This is a genomic window from Kytococcus sp. Marseille-QA3725 (genome assembly GCF_054950055.1).
The window spans coordinates 1,684,793-1,710,281 of record NZ_JBUCLA010000001.1 but is presented as its reverse complement, the minus strand read 5'-3'; the positions used below and the strand labels follow the sequence as shown (position 1 = coordinate 1,710,281).

The following is a 25,489-nucleotide window of genomic DNA, read 5'->3' as shown; positions in this document are numbered from 1 at the left end:
TGGCTGGTCGGGGAACGAGTACGAACACCGTGATCTGCGCCATACCATCAACACAAGCGAGAAGAAGTAGACGGGAATCATCAGAAGAACTGAGGAGTGGACGTGTCCTGGACCCTGACGCAGCTCCAGACCTTCTCCGCCGTCGCGGAGTCCGGCAGCATGCACGCCGCCGCCGTCGAGCTCGGGTACACGCCCGGCGCGGTGTCGCAGCAGATGTCCGCCCTCTCCCGCAGCGTCGGGGCCGACCTGTTCATCCGCTCCGGGCGCGGGGTGCTGCTCTCGGACACCGGGCGCGGCTTCCTGCCCCACGCGCGCCGGGTGCTGGCCGAGGACCGCTCCGCCCGGAGGGCGCTCGCGGAGCTGCACACGGGGCGGGCGACGGTGCGGGTGGGGGTGTTCGAGACCGCGGGCGCGGTCGCCTGCCGCCCCGCGCTGCGCCGGGCCGCCGAGGCGTCGCCGCCGGTCGACCTCGCCTTCGAGGAGGTCGACGTCGAGGCGAGCGTGGACGCGGTGCGCGCGGGCACGGTGGACGTCGCGCTGTCGGTGCACTACGAGCTGGTGCCCGTGGCGCTGCCGGCGGACGTGGTGGTCATCGAGCTGCTCACCGAGCCCTTCGTGGAGGCCCGGTCGGCAGGGCCCGGCGGGTCGGCCACGTGGATCGTGCCGCCGGTGACCGAGACCTTCGGGCTGGCCGCGCAGGCGGCCCTGCGTCGCGCCGGGGAGGCCCTCGAGGGGGTGCACGTCGTCACCGACACCGCGCTGATGGTGGCGCTGGTGGAGGCCGGCGTCGGGCGGGCCCTCCTCACGCCGCTGATGCTCCGGGTGCACTCCCGGGATCTCGCGCTGCGACCGGCGGAGCGCTCGGGCACGCGCTCGGTCGTCGCGCTGACCACCCGGGCCCAGGCGGACCGCCCGAGCGTGTCCGCCGTCGTGCGTGGCCTGCGGGAGATCTTCCGGGAGGAGCGGGGCAACGACGGAGGATCTCCTGTGACCTGACCATTGACGCCCCGACCGTCCCGTGTCACGGTGGCGCATCACCTCGATGTGACGCACAACACATGAAGGGCCCGAGGGGCGCAGCAGAAAGGGGTCGACATGATCGAGCTGATCCACCGTCGGGAGGCCGCCGGGTACGTGGTGGCCACCTACCGGTTCACCGACGAGCACACCGTCACCGTCGCGCACGAGGCGCGGGCCACGCCGGAGCTGCCGGGCAACGGCGGCACGCGCTGGCTGCAGTACGCCTCCACGCAGGAGGCCGAGGCCGAGGCGCTGGTGCTGGCCCAGTGCATGACGCGCAAGCACTCCCTCTACGACACCGGCTTCTGCGGCACCAAGCTGGTGGTCGACGGGCCCACCGACCTCGAGGACCGCAGCGTCGTCCACGAGGCCCTGGCCGAGGTGCTGCGGCAGCACGAGGGGGCCCTGTACACCGGGTGCGATCTCAACACCACGAGCGCGGACATGCGGGAGGTCGCGGGGCGCTTTCCGGCGGTCCTCGACTCGCTGACCAACCAGGCCGTCGACACCTCCACCGCCACCGGCAGCGGCGTGTTCGCGGCCATGACCAGCACCGTCGTGGCTGGGGAGAAGCCCCGGGTCGCCGTCCACGGGCTGGGCAAGGTGGGCGGCCAGGTGGCGCGCCTGGCCCGTAACGCCGGGTACGAGGTCGCCGGCTTCGACGTGCGCCCCGAGGCCGCCGAGCGGCTGGGCGTGCGCAGCATCGACTCCGACGAGCTGTTCACCGGCGGCTACGACGTCGTGGTGCTCTGCTCGCTGTCGGGCGTGGTGACCGAGGAGATCGCGGTGACCATGAACCCCACCTGGGTGGTGGCCTCGGCCAACTCGCCGTTCGCGACGCCCGCCGCCCAGCGCATCGCCGAGGAGCGGGGCGTCCGCTACCTGCCGGACTACGTCGCCAACTCCGGTGCGGTGCTCTGCGACGCGCTCGAGTGGCGCGACCGGGAGCTCTACGACCGGCTGGACCAGGCGGCGGTGGACCAGTACGTCATGCGCACCATCGAGTCGCGGGCGCTCCAGGTGCTCGCGGAGTCCGGTCTGCGGGGCGTGACCCCGGAGACCGTCGCGGCCCGGGCCTGGGCCGAGCGCAGCCTCGTCGCTGCCTGAGTCGAGGGGGAGCGGGGCTGGTCCGAGACCACCCACGGACCGGCCCCCGCTCACCGCGCGCTGGGCAGTCGTCGTTGGTATCGCCGTGGGTTCGCCCTGGCGGGCTCGGTGCCGGACTGGTCCTCCGATCGGCACCGAGCCCCAGGAGGGGACTGTGGACGCCGCGAACGACGAGCTCCACGTCCTGCTCATCACCGATCCGGGTTTCACCGAGCGCACGGTGCGCCGCGTGGCCAACCGGGTGAAGACACGGTTGCTGCAGCTGACGGGCGACCCGGTCCTCCTGGAGATCCAGTCGTCCTTCATCCGGGTGAGCCAGGACAACATCCTGGACATGGAGGCGGCGCAGGCCGTGGCGCGTGAGCACCAGCGGGCCGACGTGGTGGTGATGGTCACCGAGATGCCGCGGCAGGACGAGGGCGTCCCGGTCGTGGCCGAGGTGTTCCCGGGGGCACCAGATCTCGATCGTGTCCTGCCCGGCCCTCGGTGCGGTGGGTCTCCTGCGCTTCCTCGAGCGGACCATCGCCGAGTGTGTGATGGCCATGGGGCCGCCCGCCGTGACCCGGCGGCCCCCGTTGAAGGGGCTCATGTGGGCCTCGTGGCGGGACGAACCGGATGGTGGGAGGCGGCTCGTCTCGCGCCGTGTCTGGGGCTCCTTCCGCCTCATGAAGGGCATGGTGCTCACCAACCAGCCCTGGCGCACCGCCCCGCAGCTCTCCGGTGTGCTCGCCGCGGCGGCGACCGGGGCGTTCGGCATCTTCTACAACTCCATCTGGCAGATGTCGGACGCGCTGTCGTGGTGGCGGCTGCTGTTCACCGGCGTCATCGCCGGTGCGCTGGGGTCGAGCTTCGACTCGCGCACGGACGTCCGCAGCATCACCCACGGCCAGCCGCGAGCGGCAGCGGCAGACACGCGCCGCGGACGGGCAGGACCCGGATGTCGAGGACGCCACGCCTGAGCATGGCGAGGGTGCCCGCGCCTGAGACACTTCCGGGCATGGGCATGCTGATCACCGACATCGCTGAACTGGTCACCAACGACCCCACCCACCCGGACAGCCTGGACGCCCTCGGCGCGGCCACCGGGCACGACGCCGGCCAGGCCGGTCTGGGCACCATCCGCGACGCCGCGGTCGTCGTGGGCGCCGAGGCCCCGGGGGAGCCGACCCGGGTGCAGTGGGTCGGCCGGGCGGCCGACGCGCCGGCCGCCGACTGGTCGGTCTCGATGGAGGACAAGGCCGTCATCCCCGGGTTCGTCGACTCCCACTCGCACCTGTGGTTCGCCGGTGACCGCTCGGCCGAGTACGCCGCCCGCATGGCCGGGCAGAAGTACGACGGCGGCGGCATCCTGACCACCGTGGAGGCCACGCGCGAGGCCTCGGACGCCGACCTCTTCGCGCTCGTGGAGGCCCGGCTGGGTGAGATGCGTGCCCAGGGCACCACCACGGTGGAGGTCAAGACCGGGTACAGCCTGGACGTGGAGCGTGAGGCCGCGGCCGTGCGGCGGCTGACCGAGCTGACCGAGGAGGTCACCTTCCTGGGCGGGCACACCGTGCCGCCGGAGTACCGGGACGGCCCCGCCGGCGGCCGTCAGGACTACGTGGACCTCGTCTCCGGCCCGATGCTGCAGGCGGTCGCGCCGCACGCCAAGTGGATCGACGTGTTCTGCGAGCCGCACAGCCAGTGGGCGTTCACCGGGGAGGAGTCCCGCCAGATCCTGCAGGCCGGCAAGGACGCCGGGCTGCAGCTGCGCGTGCACGGCAACCAGCTCGGCGAGGGGCCGGGCGCGCAGCTGGCCGTCGAGATGGGCGCGGCCGCGGTGGACCACTGCACCTACCTGACCGACGCCGACGTCGAGGCGCTCGCAGGCTCGGTGGACGCCGCGGGGCGCGGCACCGTGGCCACCCTGCTGCCGGGTGTGGAGTTCTCCACCAAGCAGCCCTACCCGGACGTGCGCCGGCTGATCGACGCGGGCGTGAAGGTGGCGCTGGCCACGGACTGCAACCCGGGCACCTGCTACTCGTCCTCGATGCCGTGGATGATCGCCAGCGCCGTGCGCGACATGGGCATGACCCCGGCCGAGGCGCTGCGGGCCTCCACCCTGGGCGGCGCCGAGGCGCTGCGCCGCGAGGACGTCGGTGTGGTGAAGGTCGGTGCGCGGGCCGACCTGGCCTCGGTGGCCGCCCCGAGCTGGATGCACATCCCCTACCGCATGGGTGTGCCGGTGGTGCACGCGCTGGAGGTGTGAGGGCGGGCGCCGGCCCGTCCCACCAGGTCACAGCTCCGTAAAGCCCCCGGCGTTGTGATCGTCATCACTTGACCCTCCGGATCGGGCCGTGCGCATACTCGCTCCATGCACTACGTCGCCGTAATTCTCATGACAGGACGCGCCGAGCGGTAACCACCACCGCCGACGCGTCCACCCCTCGTTCGCCCTTCGGGCCGAGGGGTTTTTTCGTACCCGGACGCAGCCGACACCTCGCAGGGAGCACCTCATGGGCACCACCACCAGCACCGAGACCACCGACCACCGGACCGCCACCGCGACCATCGCGGACCGCCCCCTGACGGGCGCCGAGGCCCTGGTCGCCACGCTCCAGCGGCTCGGTGTGCAGGACGTGTTCGGGCTCCCCGGCGGGGCGGTGCTCCCGCTCTACGACGCGCTCTACTCGGCCCCCGACGTGCGCCACGTGCTGGTACGCCACGAGCAGGGCGCGGGCCACGCCGCCGCCGGCTACGCGCTGGCCACCGGCCGAGTTGGGGTCTGCCTGGCCACCTCCGGCCCGGGCGCCACCAACCTGGTCACCCCACTGGCCGACGCGAACATGGACTCCGTCCCGGTCGTCGCGCTCACCGGCAACGTCGCCAGCAGCGCCATCGGCTCGGACGCCTTCCAGGAGGCCGACATCCGCTCGGTGGTCATGCCGGTCACCAAGCACTCGTTCTTCGTGACCGATGCCGACGACATCGTCCCCACCGTGGTCAGCGCCTTCGAGCTGGCCGCCAGCGGCCGCCCCGGCCCGGTGCTGGTGGACGTCACCAAGGACGCGCTGGCCGGGCTCACCGCCGTCACCGAGGCCACCCCGCGGGAGCTGCCGGGCTACCACCCGCCGCAGGTGACGCCACCGGGCGCGGTGACCGAGGCGGCCGAGCTCATCCGAACCAGCGAGCGCCCGGTGCTCTACGTCGGCGGCGGCGTGATGCGCAGCGGCGCCACGGCCGAGCTGCGCGAGCTGGCCGAGCTGACCGGCCTGCCGGTGGTCACCACCCTCACGGCGCTGGGCGCCTTCCCGAGCTCCCACCCGCAGCACCTGGGCATGCCGGGCATGCACGGGACGGTGGCCGCGGTGACCGCCCTCCAGAAGGCCGACCTGCTGGTGGCGCTGGGCGCCCGCTTCGACGACCGGGTCACCGGTGCGCGGGACTCCTTCGCCCCCGGCGCCCGGGTGGTGCACGCGGACGTCGACCCCTCGGAGATTGGCAAGAACCGCGCCGTCGACGTGGCCCTGCCGGGCGACGCCCGCGCCACCCTGGGAGCGCTCTGCTCGGCCTGGCGCGAGCGCCCCACCGACGAGGCGACGGCTGCAGCGCACACCGCCTGGCGCGAGCGCACCGGCGCCTGGAAGGCCCGCTTCCCGCGCGGTTACGAGCCGACCACCGACGGCGGCATGTCGCCGCAGTACGTCATCGAGCGGCTGGGTGCGATCGCCGGCTCCGGCCCGGACACCGTCTTCTGCTCCGGCGTCGGCCAGCACCAGATGTGGGCCAGCCAGTTCCTGGACCACGAGCACCCCGACACGTGGATCAACTCCGGCGGCCTGGGGACCATGGGCTTCGCCGTCCCGGCCGCGATGGGGGCCAAGGCCGCCCGGCCGGAGGCGACCGTCTGGGCCATCGACGGCGACGGCTGCTTCCAGATGACCAACCAGGAGCTCGCCACCTGCGCGGTGGAGGGCATCCCCATCAAGGTGGCGGTGGTGAACAACGCCGGGCTGGGCATGGTCCGCCAGTGGCAGACCCTCTTCTACGACCAGCGCCTGAGCCACTCGGTGCTCCCCTCGGAGCAGGTGCCGGACGTGGTCGGCCTGGCCGAGGCGATGGGCTGCGTCGGCCTGCGCTGCACGAGCGAGGACGACGTGGACGACACCCTGCGCGCCGCGATGGCGGTGACCGACCGACCCGTGGTCGTCGACTTCCGCGTCAGCAGCGACGCGATGGTCTGGCCGATGGTCCCGGCCGGCACGAGCAACGACGCCATCCAGTACGCGCGCGACCAGCGCCCCGACTTCGACGACGAGTGAGGAGCAGGCCATGACGCCCCGCCACGCCCTGACCGTGCAGGTGCAGAACAACCCCGGCGTCCTCGCCCGGGTGGCCGTGCTCTTCGCCCGGCGCGACTACAACATCGACCACCTGGCGGTCGGCCCCACCGCCGACCCCACCGTCTCGCGCATGACGATCGTCGTGGACTGCGAGCCGCAGAAGGTGCCGCAGGTGGTCAGCCAGCTCGACCGCCTCGTCGAGGTGATCACCATCGAGCAGATCGAGGACGTCCAGGCCGTGCGCAGCCGACTCCTCGAGGCCAACGACCCGACCGCCGTGCTCTCCACCGCCGGCGCCTGAATCCGGCGGGGCCACCCGCCCCGCCCCCGAGACCGGCTCCACGGGGCCACCCCCACCCATCCGCACCACCCACGGAGGAGAACCGAGATGACCACGATGTACTACGACGCCGACGCCGACCTGTCCCTGGTGCAGCAGCGCAAGGTCGCGGTGCTGGGCTACGGCAGCCAGGGCCACGCCCACGCCCTCAACCTGCGCGACTCGGGGGTGGACGTGCGGGTGGGCCTGCCCGAGGGCAGCCGCTCGCGCCCCAAGGCCGAGTCCGCGGGCCTGCGCGTGGTGACGCCGTCCGAGGCGTGCGCCGAGGCCGACCTGGTGGTCGTGCTGGTGCCGGACCCGGCGCAGGCGAAGGTCTACGCCGAGGCCATCGAGCCGAACCTGCAGCCGGGCGACGCCCTGTTCTTCGGCCACGGCTTCAACATCCGCTACGGCTACATCACCCCGCCCGAGGGCGTGGACGTCTGCATGGTGGCGCCGAAGGGGCCGGGCCACCTGGTGCGCCGCGAGTACGACGCAGGCCGCGGCGTGCCGGTGCTGGTCGCCGTCGAGCAGGACGCGACCGGGAACGCCGACGCGCTGACCCTGAGCTACGCCGCGGCGCTGGGTGGGCTGCGAGCCGGTGGCATCCGCACCACCTTCACCGAGGAGACCGAGACCGACCTGTTCGGCGAGCAGGCCGTGCTGTGCGGTGGTGTCTCGCAGCTGATCCAGGCGGGCTTCGAGACCCTCACCGAGGCCGGCTACCAGCCCGAGGTCGCCTACTTCGAGTGCCTGCACGAGATGAAGCTCATCGTGGACCTCATGTACGAGGGCGGTATCGCCAAGCAGCGCTGGTCGGTCTCCGACACCGCCGAGTACGGCGACTACGTCTCCGGGGCGCGCGTGGTGGACGAGCGCGTGAAGCAGAACATGCAGGCCGTGCTGGAGGACGTGCGCAACGGGGCTTTCGCCCAGCGCTTCATGGACGACCAGGCCGCCGGTGGCCCGGAGTTCCAGCGCATGCGCTCCGAGGCCGCGGCCCACCCCATCGAGTCCGTCGGGCGCGAGCTGCGCAGCACGATGGCGTGGATCTCCGCCGGCGACGAGGACTACACCGAGGGGTCGGCCGCCCGATGAGCACCCCCCACGACGCGACGGATGCCCCCGACGTCAAGCCCCGCTCCCGGGACGTCACCGACGGCCTGGAGCGCACCGCGGCCCGCGGCATGCTCCGCGCGGTCGGGCTGGACGACGACGACTTCGCCAAGCCGCAGATCGGCGTGGGCAGCAGCTGGAACGAGATCACCCCATGCAACCTCTCGCTGGAGCGGTTGTCGGAGGCGGTCAAGGACGGCGTGCACGCAGCCGGCGGCTACCCGCTGGAGTACGGCACCATCTCGGTCTCCGACGGCATCTCGATGGGCCACGAGGGCATGCACTACTCGCTGGTCTCCCGTGAGGTCATCGCGGACTCGGTGGAGACGGTCACCCAGGCCGAGCGCCTGGACGGCTCGGTGCTGCTGGCCGGCTGCGACAAGTCGCTGCCCGCCATGCTCATGGCCGCCGCGCGGCTCGACCTGGCCGCGGTCTTCGTCTACGCCGGCACCATCCTGCCGGGGCAGGCGCGGCTCTCCGACGGCTCCGAGCGCGAGGTGACGATCATCGACGCCTTCGAGGCGGTGGGGGCCTGCCAGCGCGGGCTCATGAAGCGCGAGGACGTCGACGCCATCGAGCGGGCGATCTGCCCCGGTGAGGGCGCGTGCGGCGGGTTCTACACCGCCAACACGATGGCGGCCGCGGCCGAGGCCCTCGGGATGGCGCTGCCCGGCTCGGCGGCCCCGCCTGCCACCGACCGGCGGCGCGACGTCGTCGCCCGCCGCTCCGGCGAGGCCGTGGTCGGCATGCTGCGCCAGGGCATCACCGCCCGGCAGGTGCTCACGAAGGAGGCCTTCGAGAACGCGATCGCCGTGACCATGGCCTTCGGCGGGTCCACCAACGCGGTGCTGCACCTGCTGGCCATCGCCCACGAGGCGGAGGTGGAGCTCACGCTCGACGACTTCCGCCGGGTGGGTGCCCGGGTGCCGCACCTGGCCGATGTGAAGCCCTTCGGTCAGCACGTGATGGTGGACGTCGACCGCGTCGGCGGCATCCCGGTGGTCATGAAGGCGCTGCTCGACGCCGGGCTGCTGCACGGCGACGCGCTCACGGTGACCGGCCGCACGGTGGCCGAGAACCTGGTCGCGCTCGACCTGCCGGGCCTGGACGGCACCGTGCTGCGCGGTCTGGAGGAGCCGATGCACCCCACCGGGGGCATCACCGTGCTCGAGGGCTCGCTCGCCCCCGGCGGCGCGGTCGTGAAGTCCGCCGGCTTCGAGTCCGACGTCTTCCGCGGCACCGCCCGGGTGTTCGAGCGGGAGGACGGGGCGCTCGAGGCGCTCGCGGACGGCACCATCACCGCGGGTGACGTGGTCGTCATCCGCCAGGAGGGCCCGCGCGGTGGGCCGGGCATGCGCGAGATGCTCGCCATCACCGGGGCCATCAAGGGCGCCGGGCTGGGCAAGGACGTGCTGCTGGTGACCGACGGGCGCTTCTCCGGCGGCACCACCGGGCTGTGCGTCGGCCACATAGCGCCCGAGGCGGTGGACGGCGGGCCGATCGCGCTGGTGGCCGACGGCGACCCGATCACCCTCGACGTGGGGCGCGGGACGCTGGACCTCGGGGTCGACGAGGCCGAGCTGGCCCGCCGCCGCGAGGCCTGGCAGCCGCCGGAGCCCCCGGAGCGGGCCCGGCGCGGCGTGCTGGCCAAGTACGCGCGGCTCGTCGGGTCGGCCTCGCAGGGGGCCGTCACCGGCTGATCCGACGCACTGGCTGGCCCGCCGACGGCGGGCGCCGGCCGGGGGGAGACCCCGACGGTGCCCGCCGTGCGTGCGAGGTGGTGCGCCCCTTCAGGTCCTCGACCCGAGGGCCTCTTCGCGACGGGGCGGGTCGGCCTCCTTGGTGGTGCCGGCGATCTCGGCGGCCCCCAGGGCCAGGGCGAGGAACGGCCAGGCGTCCAGCGGGTCGCGCTGGAGGAGCCAGACGAAGGCCGCCACCACGGAGACGCCGGCCACCAGCCACCCCAGGAGGCGCCGCGACGCTCCGGTCAGCCACACGGCCACCACGAACGAGGCGGCCAGCACGAAGAGGCTGGCCAGGTACGCCGTCCCCGCCGAGGCCAGGGACCAGCCCAGGGCGGCGGTGGCGGCGACGACCACCAGAGTCCAGAGGATCTTGTGGGTCGTGGACATCGGACCTCCTCGGGTCAGCAGCTCGGGCTCGTCCGGCGCTGGCACGCCGAGCCGAGGCAGCACTCCGCGGCCCAGCCGGCGCACAGCGGGCACCAGACGACCATGCAGCCCAGGCAGGGCCAGATCGCCGCGCAGGAGAACGCGCACGGCCCGCAGCACGTGACCGCGCACTTGAGGTCCAGGTCCACGCACTGGCACGAGTAGCAGCGCCCCTTCGCGTGGCACTCCTCGTCGTTGCACGACGCGGCCGGCGTCACCTCCACCTCGCTCTGGTGGGAGGTGGAGACCAGGCGCGCGGTGCGGGGGCTGCCGTCGGCGTCGAGGTCCCGCGCCTCGAACAGGCGGGTGCTCTCCACCTCCTGGCCGTCGATCGTCCCGGCGTAGAGGGCGAGCACCTGCGAGGAGCTCGTCGCCGAGACGGCCACGAAGTCGCCCTTGTCCGTGTGGTGCAGGACGCCCTTCACCTCGGCCTGCCCGAGGTCGCCGAAGTGGTCACCGGCCCCCATCGTGGAGGCCGTGGTCGTCCGGACGTAGCGCTCCATCTCGGCGCGGGCCCGGTCGCCGGGGAGCTCCTCGGAGCCCGTGATCCGGACCTCCTGGAGCCAGGTCGCCCTGGAGTGCTGGAAGGTGGGGCGCGGGCCGGCTCCGGCCGGTCCCGTGAGCATCGTCCACGCTCCGAGGGTGCCGGCGGCGCCGGCCAGGAAGCCCTTGCGCGAGACCGGCAGAGCCGTGGGGTCGGCCTGCGGACGGCTGCCCAGGGCCTGGAGGACCCGCCAGGTGCGTCGGACGCCCAGATAGCGGGCCAGCTCGAGCCCCAGACGGGCTCCCTCGAACACCTCGACGGTGCTGCCGTCCGAGCGCACCATGGCCGGGCGCGACCCGTAGCCGCCCCCGGCGCGGGCGAACAGTTCCTGCACCGTCGGGCTGTTGATGGCCTCGACCCGGAGCCGCCCCTCGGTGGCCTTCTCCACCGAGCGCGCGGTCTCGGTGCACAGGGCGCAGGTCGAGTCGTAGGCGAGAAGCGTGGTGTGCATGATCCCCTCCTGATCCTCAAGTGGAGCAACGCGTTTGGCGATGAGGCGGGTCCACCGTTTCGACCCGCGCCACTCGGGGCAACCGGGGCCGGCAGGTCTTGACGGAGTACTGAATGACGTGTCCATGGCCCGTGCGTACTGCGGTGGCGCCGGGTGGCCCGGGGCTAGGCTCACGGCGTGCGAGAGGAGGGGTGATGGGGGCGAACCGTTCCGTCTGGTGCCTTCCGTGGCCGATGGTCACCGGGACGTGGATGAAGGGCTGCGCGGATCTGCTGACCAGTGCGCCCATCGGGAGCGACCCGATCTCGGGGTTCATCGCGTTCCTGATGCTCGTGCCGATGCTGCTGATCCTGCCGTTCTGGCTGGTCGAGCTCGCCCTGGAGCTGGTGCTGTGGCCGTTCTTCGTCGCCGGGCGGGCCGTGGCGCGGGTGGTGGGCTAGCGACTGTTCCACGAGGGTGTGTCACTTGCGTCAGTTACGCTCGGCATTTCGAGAGGAGACACCGTGACCGCACACACGTACACGCCCGACCTCACGTCGGCACCCAGCGAGCCGCGAGCTGTCGCAGGGACTCAGCAGGCCCCGATTGCTCCCGTGTCCGTCGAGATGGATGGCCGAACCATCGAACTGGATGGAGCGGCTGCCGCTGCCGTCCGAGACCTCCTGGGTCACTTCGCCCGTGGTGAGGGGGTCTACGTGGGCGCCGTCGAGGAGCTCCTGACCACTGCGAGGGCAGCGGAGCTCATGGGGGTCTCACGGACCCACGTCTGCAACCTGATGGACCGGGAAGAGCTGCCTTTCCGTCATGTGGGGACCCATCGACGCGTTCGTGCGGCGGATGTCCTGGCGCACGTGGAGCGGCAGCGTGCCGCGACACGGCAGGGCCTCGACGAGATCGCGGAGCTCGGTCACGCGCATGGCCTCTACGAGGACGACGTCTGACCCGTGAACATCCCCTGTCCCGAGGAGCCCCATGACCACCCTCGCCACCGCCGTGGCCGTCCTGGCCGTCGTCACCGTGCTCGCCCACGGTGCGCTGCTGCTGGTCGGGCCCGGTCACGCCGCCCGCCGTGCGGAACTCAACGAGTTGGGGGCGGTGCCCTTCGTCGCGCTGTGGGTGGCGTCCGCCGTCCTGATGATGGCCGTCCGCGGTCTCTCCGGCGAGCGTCACCTGGACCGGCTGCTCACCGACGGGGACGCCTGGATCAGCGCCCTCGGCGTCGGTTTCGCGCTGGCCGGGGCGGCGTTCGTCGCCACCCGCTGGCTGCTCGGCACGCGCCCGGGCCAGCCCACCTGGAACATCCCGGTCGCCAGCGTCCTGGCTGGCGCGTGCGCCGCGGTCATCGGCCTGTCCACGCTGCCGTTCTGAGGCCCGCCGGGCAGCGCCCTCACACTCCCAGTCACGCCCCCGCGGCGGCCACGGCCGCCTCCACGCCGGTCCGCAGCGTCGGCTGCTGCGCCGGCGCGAAGCCCGGGTTGTGGTTGGCCACCGGGTCCTGGTCCGGCGTGAACCCGCCGAAGCCCCAGTAGCAGTACGGCGCCCCCAGCGCGTCGGGCACGACGGAGAAGTCCTCCGAGGCGGTCTGCGAGGGCATGTCCTGCACCGCGTCCTCGCCGAGCTGCGCGACCAGCGCCTCGCGCACCCGCTCGGCGGTCGCCTCGTCGTTGTCCGTCAGCGGGTACCGCGCGGAGTACTCGAACTCCGGCTCCCGGGGCGACCCGGAGGCCTCGCACTCGGCGCGCACGATCCGCTCGACGCCCTCCACCAGCTGGTGGCGCACCCCCGTCGGAGTAGGCCCGGCCGACACCATCACCTGCCCGCCCAGTGGTCGGTGCCGCGCGCCATCAGCCGGGCGGCGGCCAGCCCCACGGCGGTGTGCACGTCGTGCCCGCAGGCGTGCATCACCGGGCGCTCCGTCCCCTCCCGGGCCACCTGCGTGACCCCAGAGGCGTACCCCAGCCCCGTGTCCTCGGCCACCGGCAGGGCGTCCATGTCCGTGCGGAACAGCACGGTGCCGCCGTCCCCGTTGCGCAGCAGCCCGACCCCCCACCGCTGATGCGGTGCACCTCGTATCCGTCCTCCTCCAGGGCGCCGGCCACCACGTCCGCGGTGCGCTCCTCCTGCATCGACAGCTCGGGGTGGGCGTGCAGGTCCTCGTACACCTCCTGCTGCCAGGCGGTGATCTCCTCCAGCGGCTGCAGGATCCTCTCGACGGCGGTGCTCATGCCCCCGACGCTAGTCCCGACCCGCTCCCGCGGCAGGGCCACGGGCCCGTCGTGGCCCCGGCTCGCGCGTAAGGTGCGGCCCATGTCTGCCCTTCCCCTCGCCGACCTCGCGTCACTGCGCGAGGAGTGGCTGACCCGCCTCGACGCCGAGCTGCCGGCCGCCCGCGCGCTGCGCGAGCGGATCCATGCCGACCCGCACCTCTCGGGCGACGAGGAGGCGACGGCCACCCTCCTGGAGGACGCCCTCGAGGTGCCGATGCAGCGCATCGCCCAGACGGGGCGCATCGGGCGCACCGGGCCGGCCGAGGGGCCGTCGGTGATGCTCCGTGCGGAGATGGACGGCCTGCCCGTCGAGGAGGCCACCGGTGCGCCCTACGCCTCCACCAACGGCGCCATGCACGCCTGCGGGCACGACGTGCACATGGCCGCCCTGGTGGCCGCGGTCCGGGCCGCCCGCGGGCTGGACCTGCCGGTGGGCCTGGTGCCCCTGCTGCAGCCGCGCGAGGAGTCCGCGCCCCACGGCGGGTACGACGTCGTGAGCAGCGGCATGCTGGACGAGCACCGGGTGGGCGTCTCGGTGGGGGCCCACGTCCACGCCGCGGTGCCGCTGGGTGCCGTGGCCACCGGCGGTGGCGTGGTGAACGCGGCCGCCGACAGCTTCCGGCTGGACTGCCGCGGGGAGGGCGGGCACGGGGCCTACCCCCACACCGGCAACGACGTGATGGCCGCCGTGGCCACCACCGCGATGGGGCTGCAGGACGTCGTCCGCAAGGTGGCCGACCCGATGCGCCCGGTGGTGGTGACCGTCGGGCACCTGTCGGCCGGTCCGCCCGCGGACAACGTGTTGCCCGAGGACGGCGTGGTCATGGGCACGCTCCGCACGGTGGACGCCGACGACCGCCGCCGGGTGCAGGAGGCCATCACGCTGCACGCCACCCGGGTGGCCGAGGCGTTCGGGGTGCACTGCCGTGCCTCCCACACCCGGGGCATGCCGGTGCTGGCCAACGACCCGACGCTGGTCGGCTTCACCGACCGGTGGCTGCTGGACTCCGGCATCCGCCCCGCCGAGCCGATGCGGTCGATGGGCGCCGACGACTTCTCCTTCTACACCGACCGGATGCCCGGCCTCATGGCCTTCGTCGGCGTCCGGCCCCCCGACGTCACCGACGCGGTGGGTCTGCACGACGCGCGCTTCCTGCCCCCGGCCGAGGTCATCGGCACGATGGCGCGCACCCTCGTGGCGGGCTACCTCGGCGGGGTCCAGGTACTGGCGGCCCGCCCTGAGTAGGGGCAGCGACGGTGACGTCTCCCGAACCACGACCGCAGGCGGATGGTCGGAGGACGAGCCGGTGCATAGTGTCGGCGCGATGTCTGACTCCACCCGTGGCCGATCCGAGGACCTGGAGCTCCTCCGATGGGCCTACACGCTCTCCGACGCGGCCCGTCGGCACCCGGTCCTGGCCGACGCCGCGACGGGCGCTGCGGTGGTGGTGGTGTTCACGGCCGCGACGGCCTGGACCCTGCCGTGGTGGGCGCTGCTTTGGTCGGCGGCCTATCTGCTGGCCTACCTGCTGCGCTCGGTGAGCCTGGTGGCCATGCTCGTGGCGTTCAGCGTCCTGGGCGTGGCACAGGTGGTGTTCACCGACACGATGATGCCGGGCAACTTCATCATCCCCCTGGCCATCTACAAGTCCACCAGCCACGGTCGCCGGCTCGTCCGCCTGGCGGCCCTCGTGCTGCTGCTCGTGGCCTCGGTGCCCGCCGGCTTCGACTTCGCCCCGACCGGGGTGGGTGCCGTCGTGATGATGGTGATCTACGCCGCCGGGCTGTTCCTGCCGTGGATGCTGGGCGACCTCATGCAGCACCGCCGCGCCGTCATGGCCCGTGAGGGGGACCAGCAGGCGGCGCTGGCGCGCGACCGCGAGCAGCGGGCGCAGCTGGCGGTGCGCAGCGAACGGGCGGCCATCGCCCGCGAGATGCACGACATCATCGCCCACTCGCTGTCGGTGGTGATCGTCCAGGCCGACGGTGGTCGCTACGCCGCCCAGGCCGGTGCGGTCGAGGGCGCGCAGACGGCGCTGGAGCAGATCGCGACCACCGCCCGTGAGGCGCTGGGGGAGACCCGGCGTCTCGTCGGCGTGCTGCGCGACCCGGACCTCGGCGCCGAGTACAGCCCCGGTCAGGGGCTGGGCGACCTGCCCACCCTCATCGAGCGGCTCGAGGACTCCAGCCTGCCGGTGCAGGCGATCCTCGACCCCTCCCTCGCCGAGGCGATGGGCCAGACCCCGCAGCACGGGGTGGAGCAGGTGACGGTCACCCCCAGCCTCTCCGCCGCGGCCTACCGCGTGGTGCAGGAGGCGACGACCAACGTCATCAAGCACGCTGGGCCGGTGACGGTCGTGCGCATCCGGGTGCAGGTGGCCGGGCCGTACCTGACCATCAGCGTGGCCGACGACGGCGCCGGGCCCACCCAGCGCCAGTCGAGCGGGCACGGGATCCTGGGCATGCACGAGCGTGTCGCGGCGCTGGACGGCGAGCTGCTGACCGGCATGCGCAGCGGCGGTGGCTTCCTGGTGCGCGCGCGCTTCCCGCTCTCCCCGAACGCCTCCGGTACCCGGCGGCGCCGCAGCCGGCAGTTCGTGCCCCCGACCGAGATGGGGCCGGACCTCGGCCCGGAGGAGCCCGGCTGGCCCACCCCGGTGGCCCAGCCCGCCGCGCCCCCGGCGCCGGCCACCGAGGAGCGGCCGGAGGAGGAGGCCGAGATCACCGAGCCGCAGGGCCTGCCGCCCGCACCGTTCTCCGTCACCCACCCGACCGCCACCCCCTGCCCCCTTCCTTGGAGCTCCCCATGACCTCGCGCATCTTCCTCGTGGACGACCAGTCCCTCGTGCGTGCCGGCTTCCGCATGGTGCTGGACGCACAGCCCGACATGAGCGTCGTCGGCGAGGCGCCCGACGGGCAGTCCGCCGTCGACCAGCTCAAGACGATCGCCGCGGACGTGGTGCTCATGGACATCCGCATGCCGCGGATGGACGGCATCGAGGCGACCCGGGTGCTGCTGGGCCGCGACTCCCACCCCAGCGGCGCCGAGCCGAAGGTCGTGGTGCTCACCACCTTCGACATGGACGAGTACGCCTATGCCGCCTTGGAGGCGGGGGCCTCGGGCTTCCTGCTCAAGGACGCCGGACCGGAGGAGCTGCTCACCGCCATCCGCGCCGTCGCCTCCGGTGACGCCGTCGTGGCCCCCTCCACCACGCGTCGCCTGCTCGAGCGCTTCGTGCCCACCCTGAACACGGAGACCGAGGAGACCGCGACCCCCGCCGAGCAGCAGGAGTACCTGCGCGAGGTGCTGACCGAGCGCGAGTACGAGGTCTTCGAGGCCGTGGCCTCCGGGCTCAGCAACACCGAGATCGCCAAGAAGCTGTTCGTGGCCGAGGCGACCATCAAGACCCACATCGGTCGGCTGCTGTTCAAGCTGGGCTGTCGTGACCGCGTGCAGCTGGTCATCACGGCCTACGAGGCCGGCATCGTCGGTCAGCCCGGTGCCGGCGGCCAGACGACGGCCGGCGGATCCACCCGCGGCTGAGCCGGCCCGCGGGTAGCGTGGACCACTGATTCCTCGGCCCACCGGGCCGCCCCGACCGAGAGTGGAGAACCATGCAGACCGTCCTGTCCTGGATCATCAGCATCGTCCTGGCCGTGCTCGTGTTCACCGGCCTGCGCTACGCGCTGATCGAGTTCCTCGGCATGAGCCCGGAGATCGCGCGCTGGGTGTCGCTGGTGCTGGGCCTCATCATCCTCATCCCCGGCCGGGCCGCGCTGCGCTCCGCGCTGAGCGGCGGGGGCTCGTCTCAGCCCCGACGCTGAGCCGGCCTCCACCCCCGGGTGGAGGCCGGGGGTGTCGGAAGCGGTCGAGAGCCCTGCCGCCGTGGGACGTTCCCGGCGCCGGCCAGCTCCTAGCCTCGAGCACGAGGGGGCACGACGAAGGCGTTCCGCGATCCTTGAGGGGGGATCGCGGAACGCCTTTCGTGTGTCCGGGCTCAGAGCTCGGCGAGCAGCAGCGCCGGGTCCTCCACGCAGTCGGCGACGAAGCGCAGGAAGCCGCCGGCCGTGCCGCCGTCGCAGACGCGGTGGTCGAAGGTGAAGCCCAGCTGGGTCACCTTGCGCACCTTGAGCTTGCCGTGCACCGCCCAGGGGCGCTCGACGATGCGGCCGACGCCCAGCATCGCGGCCTCGGGGTGGTTGATGATCGGGGTCGAGCCGTCCACGCCGAACACGCCGTAGTTGTTGAGCGTGAACGTGCCGCCGGTCAGCTGGGCGGGGGAGAGGCGTCCCTCCCGTGCCAGGCCGGTGAGCTCCCGCAGGGCGGCCGCGAGCTCGGTGGTGGTCATGGACCCGGCGTCGTGGACGACGGGCACCACCAGGCCACGCGGCGACTGGGCGGCGAAGCCCAGGTTGATGCGGGCGTGGCGCTGCACGGCGACGGCGGTGCCGTCCTGCATCTCCACCGAGGCGTTGAGCGCCGGGTGGCGGTGCAAGCCGACCACCACGATGCGGGCCATGAGCGGCAGCACCCCGATGCCGGCGTCCGGGCGCGCGGCCTTCAGGGCGTCCTTGGCGCGCAGCAGCTTTGTCGCGTCCGCGTCCACCCAGGTGGTCGCGTCGGGGATCTCGCTGCGGGAGGCGGTGAGGCGCTCGGTCATCATCCGCATCACGCCGGTGAGGGGGATGCGCTCGTCCGACAGGCGGGGCGCCTGTGCCGCGTCGCCATCCCTCTTCCCAATTTGGTCCCCTGATGTGCCCTTCTGGGGCGTGGATGCGGCGTGTCGTGCCGATTCGGTCGCATCAGGGGACGAAATCGGGGAGGGGGAAGAGGTGGCGGCGGCACCGCGGGGCGTGCGGCGGCGCCGGGTGGAGCCGCCGTGCCCGGTGCCGAAGCCGATGAGGACCGCGCCGGAGCCCTCGTCCTGCGTGGCGCCGCCCTCGGCGGGCACCTCGACACCGGCCTGCTCCTCGGTGCGGTACTGCTGGTGGCCGGCGCGCGGGTCGCTCCCGGAGTCACCCGGGGCGTCGGCACCCTGCGCGCCCTCCCCGGATCCGTCGGACCCCGCGTCGTCACCGGCCCCGCCGACGGAGATGAGGGGTCGCCCCACCTCCATCACCTGGCCGACCTCGCCGTGCAGCGCCGAGACGGTCCCCGCGAAGGGGACGGGCACCTCGACGGTCGCCTTCGCGGTCTCGACGGTGACGACGTTCTGGTCGATCTCGACCTCGTCGCCGACGGCCACCAGCCACTCGACGACCTCGGCCTCGGTGAGTCCCTCGCCCAGGTCGGGCAGCAGGAAGACCTGTGCGCTCATCGGGCACCTCCCGGCATCGGGGCGGCCGCGCCGCCGGCATGGGTCAGGTCGGGCTCGTCGTCCCACTGCAGGCGCTCGATGGCGTCGAGCACCCGGTCCACGCTCGGCAGCTGGGCGTGCTCCAGCTTGGGCGGCGGGAACGGGATGTCGAAACCGGTCACGCGCAGCACCGGCGCGGCCAGCGAGTGGAAGCAGCGCTCCTGCACGCGGGCGGCCACCTCGGCGGCCACGCCGGCGAAGCCCTGCGCCTCGGAGACGACCACGCAGCGGCCCGTCTTGCGCACGGAGGCGGCCACACCCTCGTCGTCGAAGGGGACGAGGGTGCGCAGGTCGACGACCTCGCAGTCGTAGCCCAGCTCGGCGGCGGCCTCGGCGGCCTGCAGGCAGGTCTTCAGCTGCGGCCCGTAGGTCACCAGGGTGACGTCGCTGCCCTCGCGGCGGACGGCGGAGGTGCCGAACGCCTCGCGCTCGACGGGCAGCTCGACCTCCTCCTTGGCCCAGTAGGAGACCTTGGGCTCCATGAAGACCACCGGGTCGTCGCTGGCGATGGCCTCGCGCAGCAGCGAGTAGGCGTCGCCCGGGGTGGAGGGCGTGACGACCTTCAGCCCGGGGGTGTGGGCGTAGTAGCCCTCGGAGGAGTCGCAGTGGTGCTCCACGCCGCCGATGCCGCCGGCGAACGGCACGCGGATCACCATCGGCAGCTGCACGGTGCCGCGGGTGCGGTTGCGCAGCTTGGCCACGTGGCTGACGACCTGCTCGAAGGCGGGGTAGCCGAAGGCGTCGAACTGCATCTCGACCACGGGGCGGAAGCCCTCCATGGCCATGCCGACGGCGAAGCCCATGATGCCGGCCTCGGCCAACGGGGTGTCGAAGCAGCGGTCCTCGCCGAAGTCGCGGGTGAGCCCGTCGGTGATGCGGAAGACGCCGCCGAGCGTGCCGACGTCCTCGCCGAACACGAGCACCTTCTCGTCGGCGGTCATCGCGTCGCGCAGGGCCTGGTTGAGGGCCTGGGCCATGGTCACGGTCATCGGGTGGCCTCCTCGGTGGTCTGGGCGTCCTCACCGGCGGCGGCCAGCTCGGCGGCCACCTGGGCGCGCTGCTCCAGCAGCTGCGGGGTGGGCTCGGCGTAGACGTGCTCGAACAGGTCCATCGGGTCGTGCTCCACGTCGGCGTTCATGCGCTCGCGCAGGCTCGCGGCCTGCTCCTCGCCCTCGGCGCGGATCTCCTCGATGCGGGCGTCGTCCAGCAGGCCCTGGGCCAGCAGGTACTGCTCCAGGCGGACGACCGGGTCCTTGGCCAGCCAGCCCTGCACCTCGGAGTCCTCGCGGTAGCGGGTCGCGTCGTCGGCGTTGGTGTGGGCGTCCAGGCGGTAGGTGTGCAGCTCCACGAGGGTGGGGCCATCGCCCGCCCGGGCGCGTGCCAGGGCGGTGTCCATGACCGCGGCGACGGCGGCGGCGTCGTTGCCGTCCACCTGCTCGGACGGGATGCCGTAGCCGATGCCCTTGTAGGCCAGCGACGGTGCCTTGGTCTGCTTCGAGAGCGGCACGGAGATCGCGTAGGTGTTGTTCTGCACGACGAACACGACGGGTGCCTTGAACACGGCGGCGAAGTTGAGGCCCTCGTGGAAGTCGCCCTCGGAGGTCGCGCCGTCGCCGATGAAGGCGAGCACCGCGGCGTCGGAGCCCTTGCGGGCCAGGGCAGAGCCGGTGCCGGCGGCGTGGACCAGCTGGGTGGCCAGCGGGGTGCACTGCGGCGCGGTGCGGGTGGCGCTGACGTCGTAGCCGGCGTGCCAGTCGCCCTTGAGCAGGGTGAGCACCTCGACCGGGTCGACGCCGCGGGTGACCACGGCCATCGAGTCGCGGTAGGTGGGGAACAGCCAGTCGTCCTCGCGCAGGGCCTGGACGGTGGCGACCTGGCAGGCGTCCTGCCCGAAGCTGCTCGGGTAGACGGCGAGGCGACCCTGCTTGGTGAGGGCGGTGGCCTGCTTGTCGAAGCGGCGTCCGAGCACCATGCCGCGGTACAGGGCGAGGAGCTTCTCGGCGTCCGGCAGGGTGTAGCCCCGCGGGTGGTCCGATGCGGTGAGCTCGCCGCCGGGTGCGATGAACTGGACCGGATCGCTGCTGGGCAGCAGGTCCTGCGGGGTGGCCATGGAACCTCCCGGGAGACGTGATGTGGGCCGCCGGCCAGTATGGCTCACGTCACACGGTGGGGTGGGGGTGAGGGGTGCGAGCCCCCTGTGCAACACGTGTTGCAATCGGGTGGGGTGTTCTGTATGATGACGTTGTCGGTGGGAGTGGGGTGGCTTCACGGGGGTGATGCGGATGGACCGACAGGACGCGTGGCCGGCGTGGGGGCCGGGAGGGGATTCGAGTGCTCCTCCACCCGTGCGACGCGCTGTCGTGACGGCATCGGTGGCGCCGGCGGATCCGTTCGAACGGGCTGCGGATCTCGTCGACGACCTCCAGGCGGTGCGTCCGGAGCTCTGGCGGGTGGGGAGTGACGACCTCGGCCGCGTGGTCGGGGTCCTGGGTGATCTCGTGCGGGCGGCGGAGGCGGCCATGGCCGGGGTGGTGGGTGAGGCCTGCTCCCGGGGCGTGGTCGCGGCGTCGACCGCCGCAGGCACCACGTCATGGGTACGGGAGCAGGCCGGCATCACCGATTCCGGCCGGGCCCATGCGCTGGCCCGGGTGGCCGAGGCGACCACCGAACTCGGGACCGAGCCGCTGGCCGAGGCGATCTGGGGCGGCGGTGTGTCCGTGGGGGCCGCGCACGTGATGCTGCGGGAGGCCGAGAAGGTCCAGCCGGTGCTGCCGGGGGCCGAGCGGGGCGAGGTGCTGGGGCACTACCTGGCGCACGCGGAGAACCTGGCGGCCATGGGCCACGCGGCCAGCGACCGGGCCCTGCGCCAGCTGACGAGGGAGATCATCGCCCGCTACGGCCGGCACACCCTGGACGAGCAGGACGATCGGGCCAAGGAGTGCTCGGTGCTCACCGAGCGCACCCTGCCGACGGGGTTGGTCCGGTTCACCTGGGAGCTCAACCAGCCGGACGCCGCCAGGGTGCGGGCAGCGGTGGACGGCCTCGCCGCACCGCGCCCCACGGAGGGCGAGGCCGGTGAGACGGTGCGGGACGCGCGGACCCCTGCCCGCCGTCGTGCGGACGCCCTGCTGGAGCTGGTCACCAGGGCGCAGGCCGCCGACCGGGACGGTGGCGGTGGAGGTCGTGGACTGTCCGGGTCCACCACGCTGCTCGTGACGCTGGACCACGCCGTGCTCACCTCCGAGCTGGCCCGCCGTGCGCGGGAGCCCGGTCGCGTCGGCTGGGGTCGGGGACTGTCCGAGCCCGTCGAGGACGCCGGGCCCACCGGTTTCGCCACCACGGTGAACGGGGAGGTGCTCACGCCGGCCCAGGTGCGACAGGCGGCCTGTGACGCCCAGATCATCCCGATGGTGCTCGGTGCGGACTCCGAGCCCCTGGACGTCGGAGCCACCGAGCGGTTGGCCACCGGTCACCAGCGGGCGGCACTGGTGAGGAGAGACGGTGGGTGCACCTTCCGCGGCTGTGGGCGACCGCCGGGGTGGTGCCACGCCCACCACGTCGTCCACTGGGCGGACGGTGGGCCGACCGACCTGCAGAACCTGGCGCTGCTCTGCTCCCGGCACCACACGGTCGTGCACCGTGACGGGTTGACCGCCACGCGCAGGGACGGTCGGTGGGTCTGGCACCCGCCGGGTGATCCGCCGGGGCCGTCCGCAGGCAGTGGGTGAGGACGGGGCGTGTATCGGGCAGGGGCGATGGGCCTTCACCGGTCAGTGGGTGGGTGAGGGCAGAGGTGCGCTCCGCCGGGGAACGGGTGGAGCCAAGAGGAGCGGGGTGAAGGTGGGTGAGATGCGAGGTCGGGTGGCTCCGGGGTGCCCTCATAGGCCGGGTGCATGCCCCGCCGGACCACCCTGGCCCTGCCCGTCGTCGCTGCTGCGGGGGTGGCTGTCGGCGCGCTCGCCGGTGCCCGCCAGATCAGTGGACCTCAGCGTCCGGCGCTGGACTACAACTTCACGCCCTTCGAGGTCCGGGTGCCCGACGAGCGCGTCGAGGACGTGACGCTCCACGCGTCGGACGGCACGCGCCTGGCCGCGTGGTGGCTGCTGGGCGAGAGCGATCGGGTCGCGGTCGTCTGCCACGGCCACCGGGGGAGCAAGGCGGACATGCTCGGCATCGGGCCGGGGCTCTGGCGTGCCGGGTGGTCCGTGCTGCTCCTGGACTTCCGCGGAAACGGTGATTCCGAGGACGGCCCCCAGTCCCTGGCCCACTACGAGCAGCGGGACCTCGAAGCTGCCCTGGACTGGGTGGCGGCGCGCTGCCCGGGTGTCGGCATCGACCTGCTCGGCTTCTCGATGGGGGCTGCCGTCGCCCTGCAGGTCGCGGCCCGCGACGTGCGGGTCCGACGGGTGGTGGCCGACTCGTCGTTCGCAGATATGCAGGGGGTCATCGAAGCGGCTGCACGGGGTCTGCGACTGCCGCCGGTGCCGCTGGTGCAGCTCGTCGACCAGGCGACCCGGCTGCGCTACGGCTACCGCTTCGACGAGGTGCAGCCGGTCGAGGTGGTGGGCGCCATCGCGCCGCGCCCGCTGCTCCTGCTGCACGGCACGGAGGACGAGGTCATCCCCGTCGACCACGCCCACCGGCTGGCCGCGTCCGCGGGTGAGGGGGCGGAACTCCGCATCGTCGAGGGCGTGGGCCACTGCGGGGCCTATTTCGCCGATCGTCCGGGGTACATCCGGGCCGTCGTGGAGTTCCTGACGACGGACCGGGACTGAGGGGCCCGCGGCCGACCGGCTGGACGGGGCTCACCCGGGGCAGCGCCGCCCGGGCCCAACCGGTCGGGCACGGGCTGACTCCACCGTCCGCCTGCCCCGGGACACGACGCGGCCCCGCCCACCGCACCGGGTGGACGGGGCCGTGACGGTGGCCGGTTCTCAGTTCTTCTGGTCGGCCTTCTTCGCCGCCTTCTTGGCGGCCTTGCGGTTGCCCTCGGACTCGAGCTTGGCGAGCGCCTTGGCGCGCGACTGCTCCTCGGTCAGGCCCAGCTTCTTGGTCAGCTCCGGCGGCAGCATGCCGTTGTTCTTCATGTAGAAGTGCGACGCCTGGCGGTTGGCCACCATCTTGGCCACACCGACGATGGCACCGGAGATGAGGGCGAAGGCGGCGGCCTCCTTCATGCCCACCTCGGGGTCGTCGGGGTTCTGGGCGGAGCGGCCGGTGGTCAGCTTCCAGGTGCCGTCGGCCACCTTGCTGGCCACCACGCTGGCCACGATCGGCAGAACGGTCGCCAGGGCCTTGTACGCAAGGTTCATGGAACTCTCCTTCGCCTGCTGGGCGCCCGCACGGTGTGCGGCGCAGTGGGTACGTCTCGTCCTCGAGTCTGTCACGCCGCCCGTGATGCTGCCGGGCGCCGGTGGTGCCCTCGCGGCCATGGACTATCTTCGGCCGCACGACAGGGGAGCGCCACGACGGCGTTGAGAGTGCGGCGAGCCGCAGACCCTTGGAACCTGGCCGGGACCACCGGCGGAGGAAGTCGAACGAGGAGCACCACGATGCGCAGCGCAGCGCGAAGCACCCACCGCCGGGTCGTCGCCCCGGTGACCCTGTCCCTGACCGCCCTCCTGACCGTGGGCGGTTGCTCGTTGGGGACCGGTGGGTCCGAGGAGTCCGAGACCACGACCGAGGGCCCTGCCGACGAGTCCTCCGCGGAGAGCCCGGCGGCCAGCGAGGGCTCCTCGGGTGGCGACGAGAGCGGGGCCGGCGGCGAGTCCGGCGCGGAGAGTCCTGCCTCCGGTGGGGTCTCGGGCTCCGGCGAGGGCGCCGACCCCGCGCTGCGCGGCAAGACGGTCACCCTCGTCACCCACGACTCGTTCAACCCGCCGAAGGGCTCGCTGGAGCAGTTCACGAAGGACACCGGCATCAAGGTCAAGGTGCAGAAGTCCGGTGATGCCGGCGCCCTGACCAACAAGCTCGTCCTCACCAAGGACAAGCCCCTGGGCGACGTGGTGTTCGGCATCGACAACACCTTCGGCGGCCGCGCCCTGGCCGAGGGAGTCGTCGCCGAGCACGGCGAGGAGCTGCCGTCGGGCGTCGCGGACCACGTGATGGAGGCCGACGGCGGCAAGCGCCTGGCCCCGGTGGACTACGGCGACGTCTGCGTGAACGTCGACGACCAGTGGTTCGAGAAGGAGGGCATCAACCCGCCCGAGAGCCTCGACGACCTCACGAAGCCCGAGTACAAGGGCCTCTTCGTCGCCCCCGGTGCCGCCACCTCGAGCCCGGGCCTGGCCTTCCTGCTGGCCACGATCGGTGAGAAGGGCGACGACGGCTGGGAGCAGTACTGGAAGGACCTGGTCGCCAACGACGCGAAGATCACCGCCGGCTGGGAGGACGCCTACAACGTCGACTTCACCGGTGCCGGCGGCAAGGGCGACCGCCCGATCGTGCTGTCCTACGCCTCCAGCCCGCCCTTCACCGTGCCCGAGGGCGCCGACGAGCCCACCACCTCCGCCCTGCTCGACACCTGCTTCCGCCAGGTGGAGTACACCGGGGTGCTGGAGGGGGCGAAGGAGCCCGAGGCGGCCGCTGCGCTGGTCGACCACCTGCTGGGTGAGGAGTTCCAGACCGGCCTGCCGGACTCCATGTACGTCTACCCCGTCCGCGATGACGTGGAGCTGCCCAAGGAGTGGGAGAAGTGGGCCCCGCCGGCCTCGGAGCCGGTCGAGGTGGACGCCACCCGCATCCAGGAGAACCGTGAGGACTGGCTGACGCGCTGGAGCGAGGCCACCGGCCAGTGAGGCGACGCCACGGGGGCG

The 25,489-nt window shown here is 73.0% G+C and carries 26 protein-coding genes; 18 read left to right on the top strand and 8 right to left on the bottom strand.

What is annotated here, in order from left to right; all coding sequences use genetic code 11:
- Positions 1 to 102 precede the first annotated feature (102 nt).
- From ACY8FT_RS07895 to ilvD, 8 genes are all read left to right on the top strand, one after another.
- Positions 103 to 996, top strand: coding sequence for a LysR family transcriptional regulator (locus tag ACY8FT_RS07895; RefSeq protein ID WP_462418339.1), 894 nt, complete (start codon positions 103 to 105; stop codon positions 994 to 996).
- 99 nt (positions 997 to 1,095) lie between these two features.
- Entirely contained in the window at positions 1,096 to 2,127 is a 1,032-nt protein-coding gene (locus tag ACY8FT_RS07890; RefSeq protein ID WP_462418338.1) for a Rossmann-fold NAD(P)-binding domain-containing protein, read from the top strand.
- A 467-nt stretch (positions 2,128 to 2,594) separates the two neighbouring features.
- Complete coding sequence (locus tag ACY8FT_RS07885) at positions 2,595 to 3,086, top strand: hypothetical protein (RefSeq protein ID WP_462418337.1); 492 nt, start codon at positions 2,595 to 2,597, stop codon at positions 3,084 to 3,086.
- Between the two features lie 38 nt (positions 3,087 to 3,124).
- Positions 3,125 to 4,375 carry an imidazolonepropionase gene (gene hutI / locus ACY8FT_RS07880; RefSeq protein ID WP_462418336.1) on the top strand — a complete coding sequence of 417 codons (1,251 nt, stop codon included), beginning with the start codon at positions 3,125 to 3,127 and terminating at the stop codon, positions 4,373 to 4,375.
- 247 nt (positions 4,376 to 4,622) lie between these two features.
- Positions 4,623 to 6,428: an acetolactate synthase large subunit gene (locus tag ACY8FT_RS07875; RefSeq protein WP_462418335.1), complete on the top strand. Its 1,806-nt coding sequence runs from the start codon at positions 4,623 to 4,625 to the stop codon at positions 6,426 to 6,428.
- Between the two features lie 10 nt (positions 6,429 to 6,438).
- Positions 6,439 to 6,750, top strand: coding sequence for an acetolactate synthase small subunit (ilvN, locus tag ACY8FT_RS07870; RefSeq protein WP_462418334.1), 312 nt, complete (start codon positions 6,439 to 6,441; stop codon positions 6,748 to 6,750).
- An 87-nt stretch (positions 6,751 to 6,837) separates the two neighbouring features.
- Positions 6,838 to 7,866, top strand: a complete 1,029-nt coding sequence (gene ilvC, locus ACY8FT_RS07865) for a ketol-acid reductoisomerase (protein WP_462418333.1) — start codon at positions 6,838 to 6,840, stop codon at positions 7,864 to 7,866.
- Positions 7,863 to 9,584 carry a dihydroxy-acid dehydratase gene (ilvD, locus tag ACY8FT_RS07860; protein ID WP_462418332.1) on the top strand — a complete coding sequence of 574 codons (1,722 nt, stop codon included), beginning with the start codon at positions 7,863 to 7,865 and terminating at the stop codon, positions 9,582 to 9,584. Before ilvC ends, ilvD begins: the two co-directional genes overlap by 4 nt.
- Before the next feature lie 90 nt (positions 9,585 to 9,674).
- On the opposite strand, the gene ACY8FT_RS07855 is transcribed toward ilvD, so the two are convergent.
- Positions 9,675 to 10,016 carry a hypothetical protein gene (locus tag ACY8FT_RS07855; protein WP_462418331.1) on the bottom strand — a complete coding sequence of 114 codons (342 nt, stop codon included), beginning with the start codon at positions 10,014 to 10,016 and terminating at the stop codon, positions 9,675 to 9,677.
- 14 nt (positions 10,017 to 10,030) lie between these two features.
- Positions 10,031 to 11,050, bottom strand: coding sequence for a hypothetical protein (locus ACY8FT_RS07850; RefSeq protein ID WP_462418330.1), 1,020 nt, complete (start codon positions 11,048 to 11,050; stop codon positions 10,031 to 10,033).
- Between the two features lie 194 nt (positions 11,051 to 11,244).
- On the opposite strand from ACY8FT_RS07850, the gene ACY8FT_RS07845 reads away from it, so the two are divergent.
- The 3 genes from ACY8FT_RS07845 (at position 11,245) to ACY8FT_RS07835 (ending at position 12,418) form a co-directional block, all read left to right on the top strand.
- On the top strand, positions 11,245 to 11,490 hold the full coding sequence (locus ACY8FT_RS07845) for a hypothetical protein (RefSeq protein WP_462418329.1): 246 nt from the start codon (positions 11,245 to 11,247) through the stop codon (positions 11,488 to 11,490).
- A 63-nt stretch (positions 11,491 to 11,553) separates the two neighbouring features.
- Positions 11,554 to 11,991, top strand: a complete 438-nt coding sequence (locus ACY8FT_RS07840) for a helix-turn-helix domain-containing protein (protein WP_462418328.1) — start codon at positions 11,554 to 11,556, stop codon at positions 11,989 to 11,991.
- 31 nt (positions 11,992 to 12,022) lie between these two features.
- Positions 12,023 to 12,418: a hypothetical protein gene (locus ACY8FT_RS07835; RefSeq protein ID WP_462418327.1), complete on the top strand. Its 396-nt coding sequence runs from the start codon at positions 12,023 to 12,025 to the stop codon at positions 12,416 to 12,418.
- A gap of 31 nt (positions 12,419 to 12,449) precedes the next feature.
- Here ACY8FT_RS07835 and ACY8FT_RS07830 read toward each other — a convergent pair whose 3' ends face one another.
- Entirely contained in the window at positions 12,450 to 12,830 is a 381-nt protein-coding gene (locus tag ACY8FT_RS07830) for a M20/M25/M40 family metallo-hydrolase (protein WP_462418326.1), read from the bottom strand.
- 29 nt (positions 12,831 to 12,859) lie between these two features.
- Positions 12,860 to 13,060: a M20/M25/M40 family metallo-hydrolase gene (locus ACY8FT_RS07825; protein ID WP_462418325.1), complete on the bottom strand. Its 201-nt coding sequence runs from the start codon at positions 13,058 to 13,060 to the stop codon at positions 12,860 to 12,862.
- A gap of 297 nt (positions 13,061 to 13,357) precedes the next feature.
- Between ACY8FT_RS07825 and ACY8FT_RS07820 the strand changes: the two genes are divergently transcribed.
- From ACY8FT_RS07820 to ACY8FT_RS07805, 4 genes are all read left to right on the top strand, one after another.
- Positions 13,358 to 14,563 carry a M20 metallopeptidase family protein gene (locus ACY8FT_RS07820; protein ID WP_462418324.1) on the top strand — a complete coding sequence of 402 codons (1,206 nt, stop codon included), beginning with the start codon at positions 13,358 to 13,360 and terminating at the stop codon, positions 14,561 to 14,563.
- A gap of 79 nt (positions 14,564 to 14,642) precedes the next feature.
- Complete coding sequence (locus ACY8FT_RS07815; RefSeq protein ID WP_462418323.1) at positions 14,643 to 16,127, top strand: sensor histidine kinase; 1,485 nt, start codon at positions 14,643 to 14,645, stop codon at positions 16,125 to 16,127.
- On the top strand, positions 16,124 to 16,861 hold the full coding sequence (locus ACY8FT_RS07810; protein ID WP_462418322.1) for a response regulator transcription factor: 738 nt from the start codon (positions 16,124 to 16,126) through the stop codon (positions 16,859 to 16,861). The genes ACY8FT_RS07815 and ACY8FT_RS07810 overlap by 4 nt, the downstream gene beginning before the upstream one ends.
- Positions 16,862 to 16,932: 71 nt before the next feature.
- Positions 16,933 to 17,142 (top strand): hypothetical protein, encoded by a 210-nt coding sequence (locus ACY8FT_RS07805; protein WP_462418321.1) that lies wholly within the window; start codon positions 16,933 to 16,935, stop codon positions 17,140 to 17,142.
- Between the two features lie 173 nt (positions 17,143 to 17,315).
- Here ACY8FT_RS07805 and ACY8FT_RS07800 read toward each other — a convergent pair whose 3' ends face one another.
- Genes ACY8FT_RS07800 through pdhA form a run of 3 tightly spaced genes read right to left on the bottom strand, consistent with a single transcriptional unit; the run spans position 17,316 to position 20,784 of the window.
- Positions 17,316 to 18,635: a dihydrolipoamide acetyltransferase family protein gene (locus ACY8FT_RS07800; protein WP_462418320.1), complete on the bottom strand. Its 1,320-nt coding sequence runs from the start codon at positions 18,633 to 18,635 to the stop codon at positions 17,316 to 17,318.
- Positions 18,632 to 19,663 (bottom strand): alpha-ketoacid dehydrogenase subunit beta, encoded by a 1,032-nt coding sequence (locus tag ACY8FT_RS07795; RefSeq protein ID WP_462418319.1) that lies wholly within the window; start codon positions 19,661 to 19,663, stop codon positions 18,632 to 18,634. Before ACY8FT_RS07795 ends, ACY8FT_RS07800 begins: the two co-directional genes overlap by 4 nt.
- On the bottom strand, positions 19,660 to 20,784 hold the full coding sequence (gene pdhA, locus ACY8FT_RS07790) for a pyruvate dehydrogenase (acetyl-transferring) E1 component subunit alpha (protein ID WP_462418318.1): 1,125 nt from the start codon (positions 20,782 to 20,784) through the stop codon (positions 19,660 to 19,662). The genes ACY8FT_RS07795 and pdhA overlap by 4 nt, the downstream gene beginning before the upstream one ends.
- Before the next feature lie 235 nt (positions 20,785 to 21,019).
- Here pdhA and ACY8FT_RS07785 point away from each other — a divergent pair, with 235 nt between their 5' ends.
- Positions 21,020 to 22,402, top strand: a complete 1,383-nt coding sequence (locus ACY8FT_RS07785; protein ID WP_462418317.1) for an HNH endonuclease signature motif containing protein — start codon at positions 21,020 to 21,022, stop codon at positions 22,400 to 22,402.
- A 165-nt stretch (positions 22,403 to 22,567) separates the two neighbouring features.
- Positions 22,568 to 23,449, top strand: a complete 882-nt coding sequence (locus tag ACY8FT_RS07780; protein ID WP_462418316.1) for an alpha/beta hydrolase — start codon at positions 22,568 to 22,570, stop codon at positions 23,447 to 23,449.
- A gap of 159 nt (positions 23,450 to 23,608) precedes the next feature.
- On the opposite strand, the gene ACY8FT_RS07775 is transcribed toward ACY8FT_RS07780, so the two are convergent.
- A complete protein-coding gene (locus ACY8FT_RS07775) occupies positions 23,609 to 23,986 on the bottom strand; it encodes a DUF4235 domain-containing protein (protein ID WP_462418315.1) in 378 nt (125 codons plus the stop codon).
- Positions 23,987 to 24,226: 240 nt separating this feature from the next.
- On the opposite strand from ACY8FT_RS07775, the gene ACY8FT_RS07770 reads away from it, so the two are divergent.
- Positions 24,227 to 25,471, top strand: a complete 1,245-nt coding sequence (locus ACY8FT_RS07770; protein ID WP_462418314.1) for a thiamine ABC transporter substrate-binding protein — start codon at positions 24,227 to 24,229, stop codon at positions 25,469 to 25,471.
- Positions 25,472 to 25,489: the final 18 nt, after the last annotated feature.

Coding starts and splice junctions, on each gene's coding strand:
- ACY8FT_RS07890 (WP_462418338.1), top strand. CDS start 1,096: ATGATCGAGCTGATCCACCGTCGGGAGGCCGCCGGGTACGTGGTGGCC.
- hutI (WP_462418336.1), top strand. CDS start 3,125: ATGGGCATGCTGATCACCGACATCGCTGAACTGGTCACCAACGACCCC.
- ACY8FT_RS07875 (WP_462418335.1), top strand. CDS start 4,623: ATGGGCACCACCACCAGCACCGAGACCACCGACCACCGGACCGCCACC.
- ilvN (WP_462418334.1), top strand. CDS start 6,439: ATGACGCCCCGCCACGCCCTGACCGTGCAGGTGCAGAACAACCCCGGC.
- ilvC (WP_462418333.1), top strand. CDS start 6,838: ATGACCACGATGTACTACGACGCCGACGCCGACCTGTCCCTGGTGCAG.
- ilvD (WP_462418332.1), top strand. CDS start 7,863: ATGAGCACCCCCCACGACGCGACGGATGCCCCCGACGTCAAGCCCCGC.
- ACY8FT_RS07855 (WP_462418331.1), bottom strand. CDS start 10,016: ATGTCCACGACCCACAAGATCCTCTGGACTCTGGTGGTCGTCGCCGCC.
- ACY8FT_RS07850 (WP_462418330.1), bottom strand. CDS start 11,050: ATGCACACCACGCTTCTCGCCTACGACTCGACCTGCGCCCTGTGCACC.
- ACY8FT_RS07845 (WP_462418329.1), top strand. CDS start 11,245: ATGGGGGCGAACCGTTCCGTCTGGTGCCTTCCGTGGCCGATGGTCACC.
- ACY8FT_RS07835 (WP_462418327.1), top strand. CDS start 12,023: ATGACCACCCTCGCCACCGCCGTGGCCGTCCTGGCCGTCGTCACCGTG.
- ACY8FT_RS07820 (WP_462418324.1), top strand. CDS start 13,358: ATGTCTGCCCTTCCCCTCGCCGACCTCGCGTCACTGCGCGAGGAGTGG.
- ACY8FT_RS07815 (WP_462418323.1), top strand. CDS start 14,643: ATGTCTGACTCCACCCGTGGCCGATCCGAGGACCTGGAGCTCCTCCGA.
- ACY8FT_RS07810 (WP_462418322.1), top strand. CDS start 16,124: ATGACCTCGCGCATCTTCCTCGTGGACGACCAGTCCCTCGTGCGTGCC.
- ACY8FT_RS07805 (WP_462418321.1), top strand. CDS start 16,933: ATGCAGACCGTCCTGTCCTGGATCATCAGCATCGTCCTGGCCGTGCTC.
- ACY8FT_RS07800 (WP_462418320.1), bottom strand. CDS start 18,635: ATGAGCGCACAGGTCTTCCTGCTGCCCGACCTGGGCGAGGGACTCACC.
- ACY8FT_RS07795 (WP_462418319.1), bottom strand. CDS start 19,663: ATGACCGTGACCATGGCCCAGGCCCTCAACCAGGCCCTGCGCGACGCG.
- pdhA (WP_462418318.1), bottom strand. CDS start 20,784: ATGGCCACCCCGCAGGACCTGCTGCCCAGCAGCGATCCGGTCCAGTTC.
- ACY8FT_RS07780 (WP_462418316.1), top strand. CDS start 22,568: ATGCCCCGCCGGACCACCCTGGCCCTGCCCGTCGTCGCTGCTGCGGGG.
- ACY8FT_RS07775 (WP_462418315.1), bottom strand. CDS start 23,986: ATGAACCTTGCGTACAAGGCCCTGGCGACCGTTCTGCCGATCGTGGCC.
- ACY8FT_RS07770 (WP_462418314.1), top strand. CDS start 24,227: ATGCGCAGCGCAGCGCGAAGCACCCACCGCCGGGTCGTCGCCCCGGTG.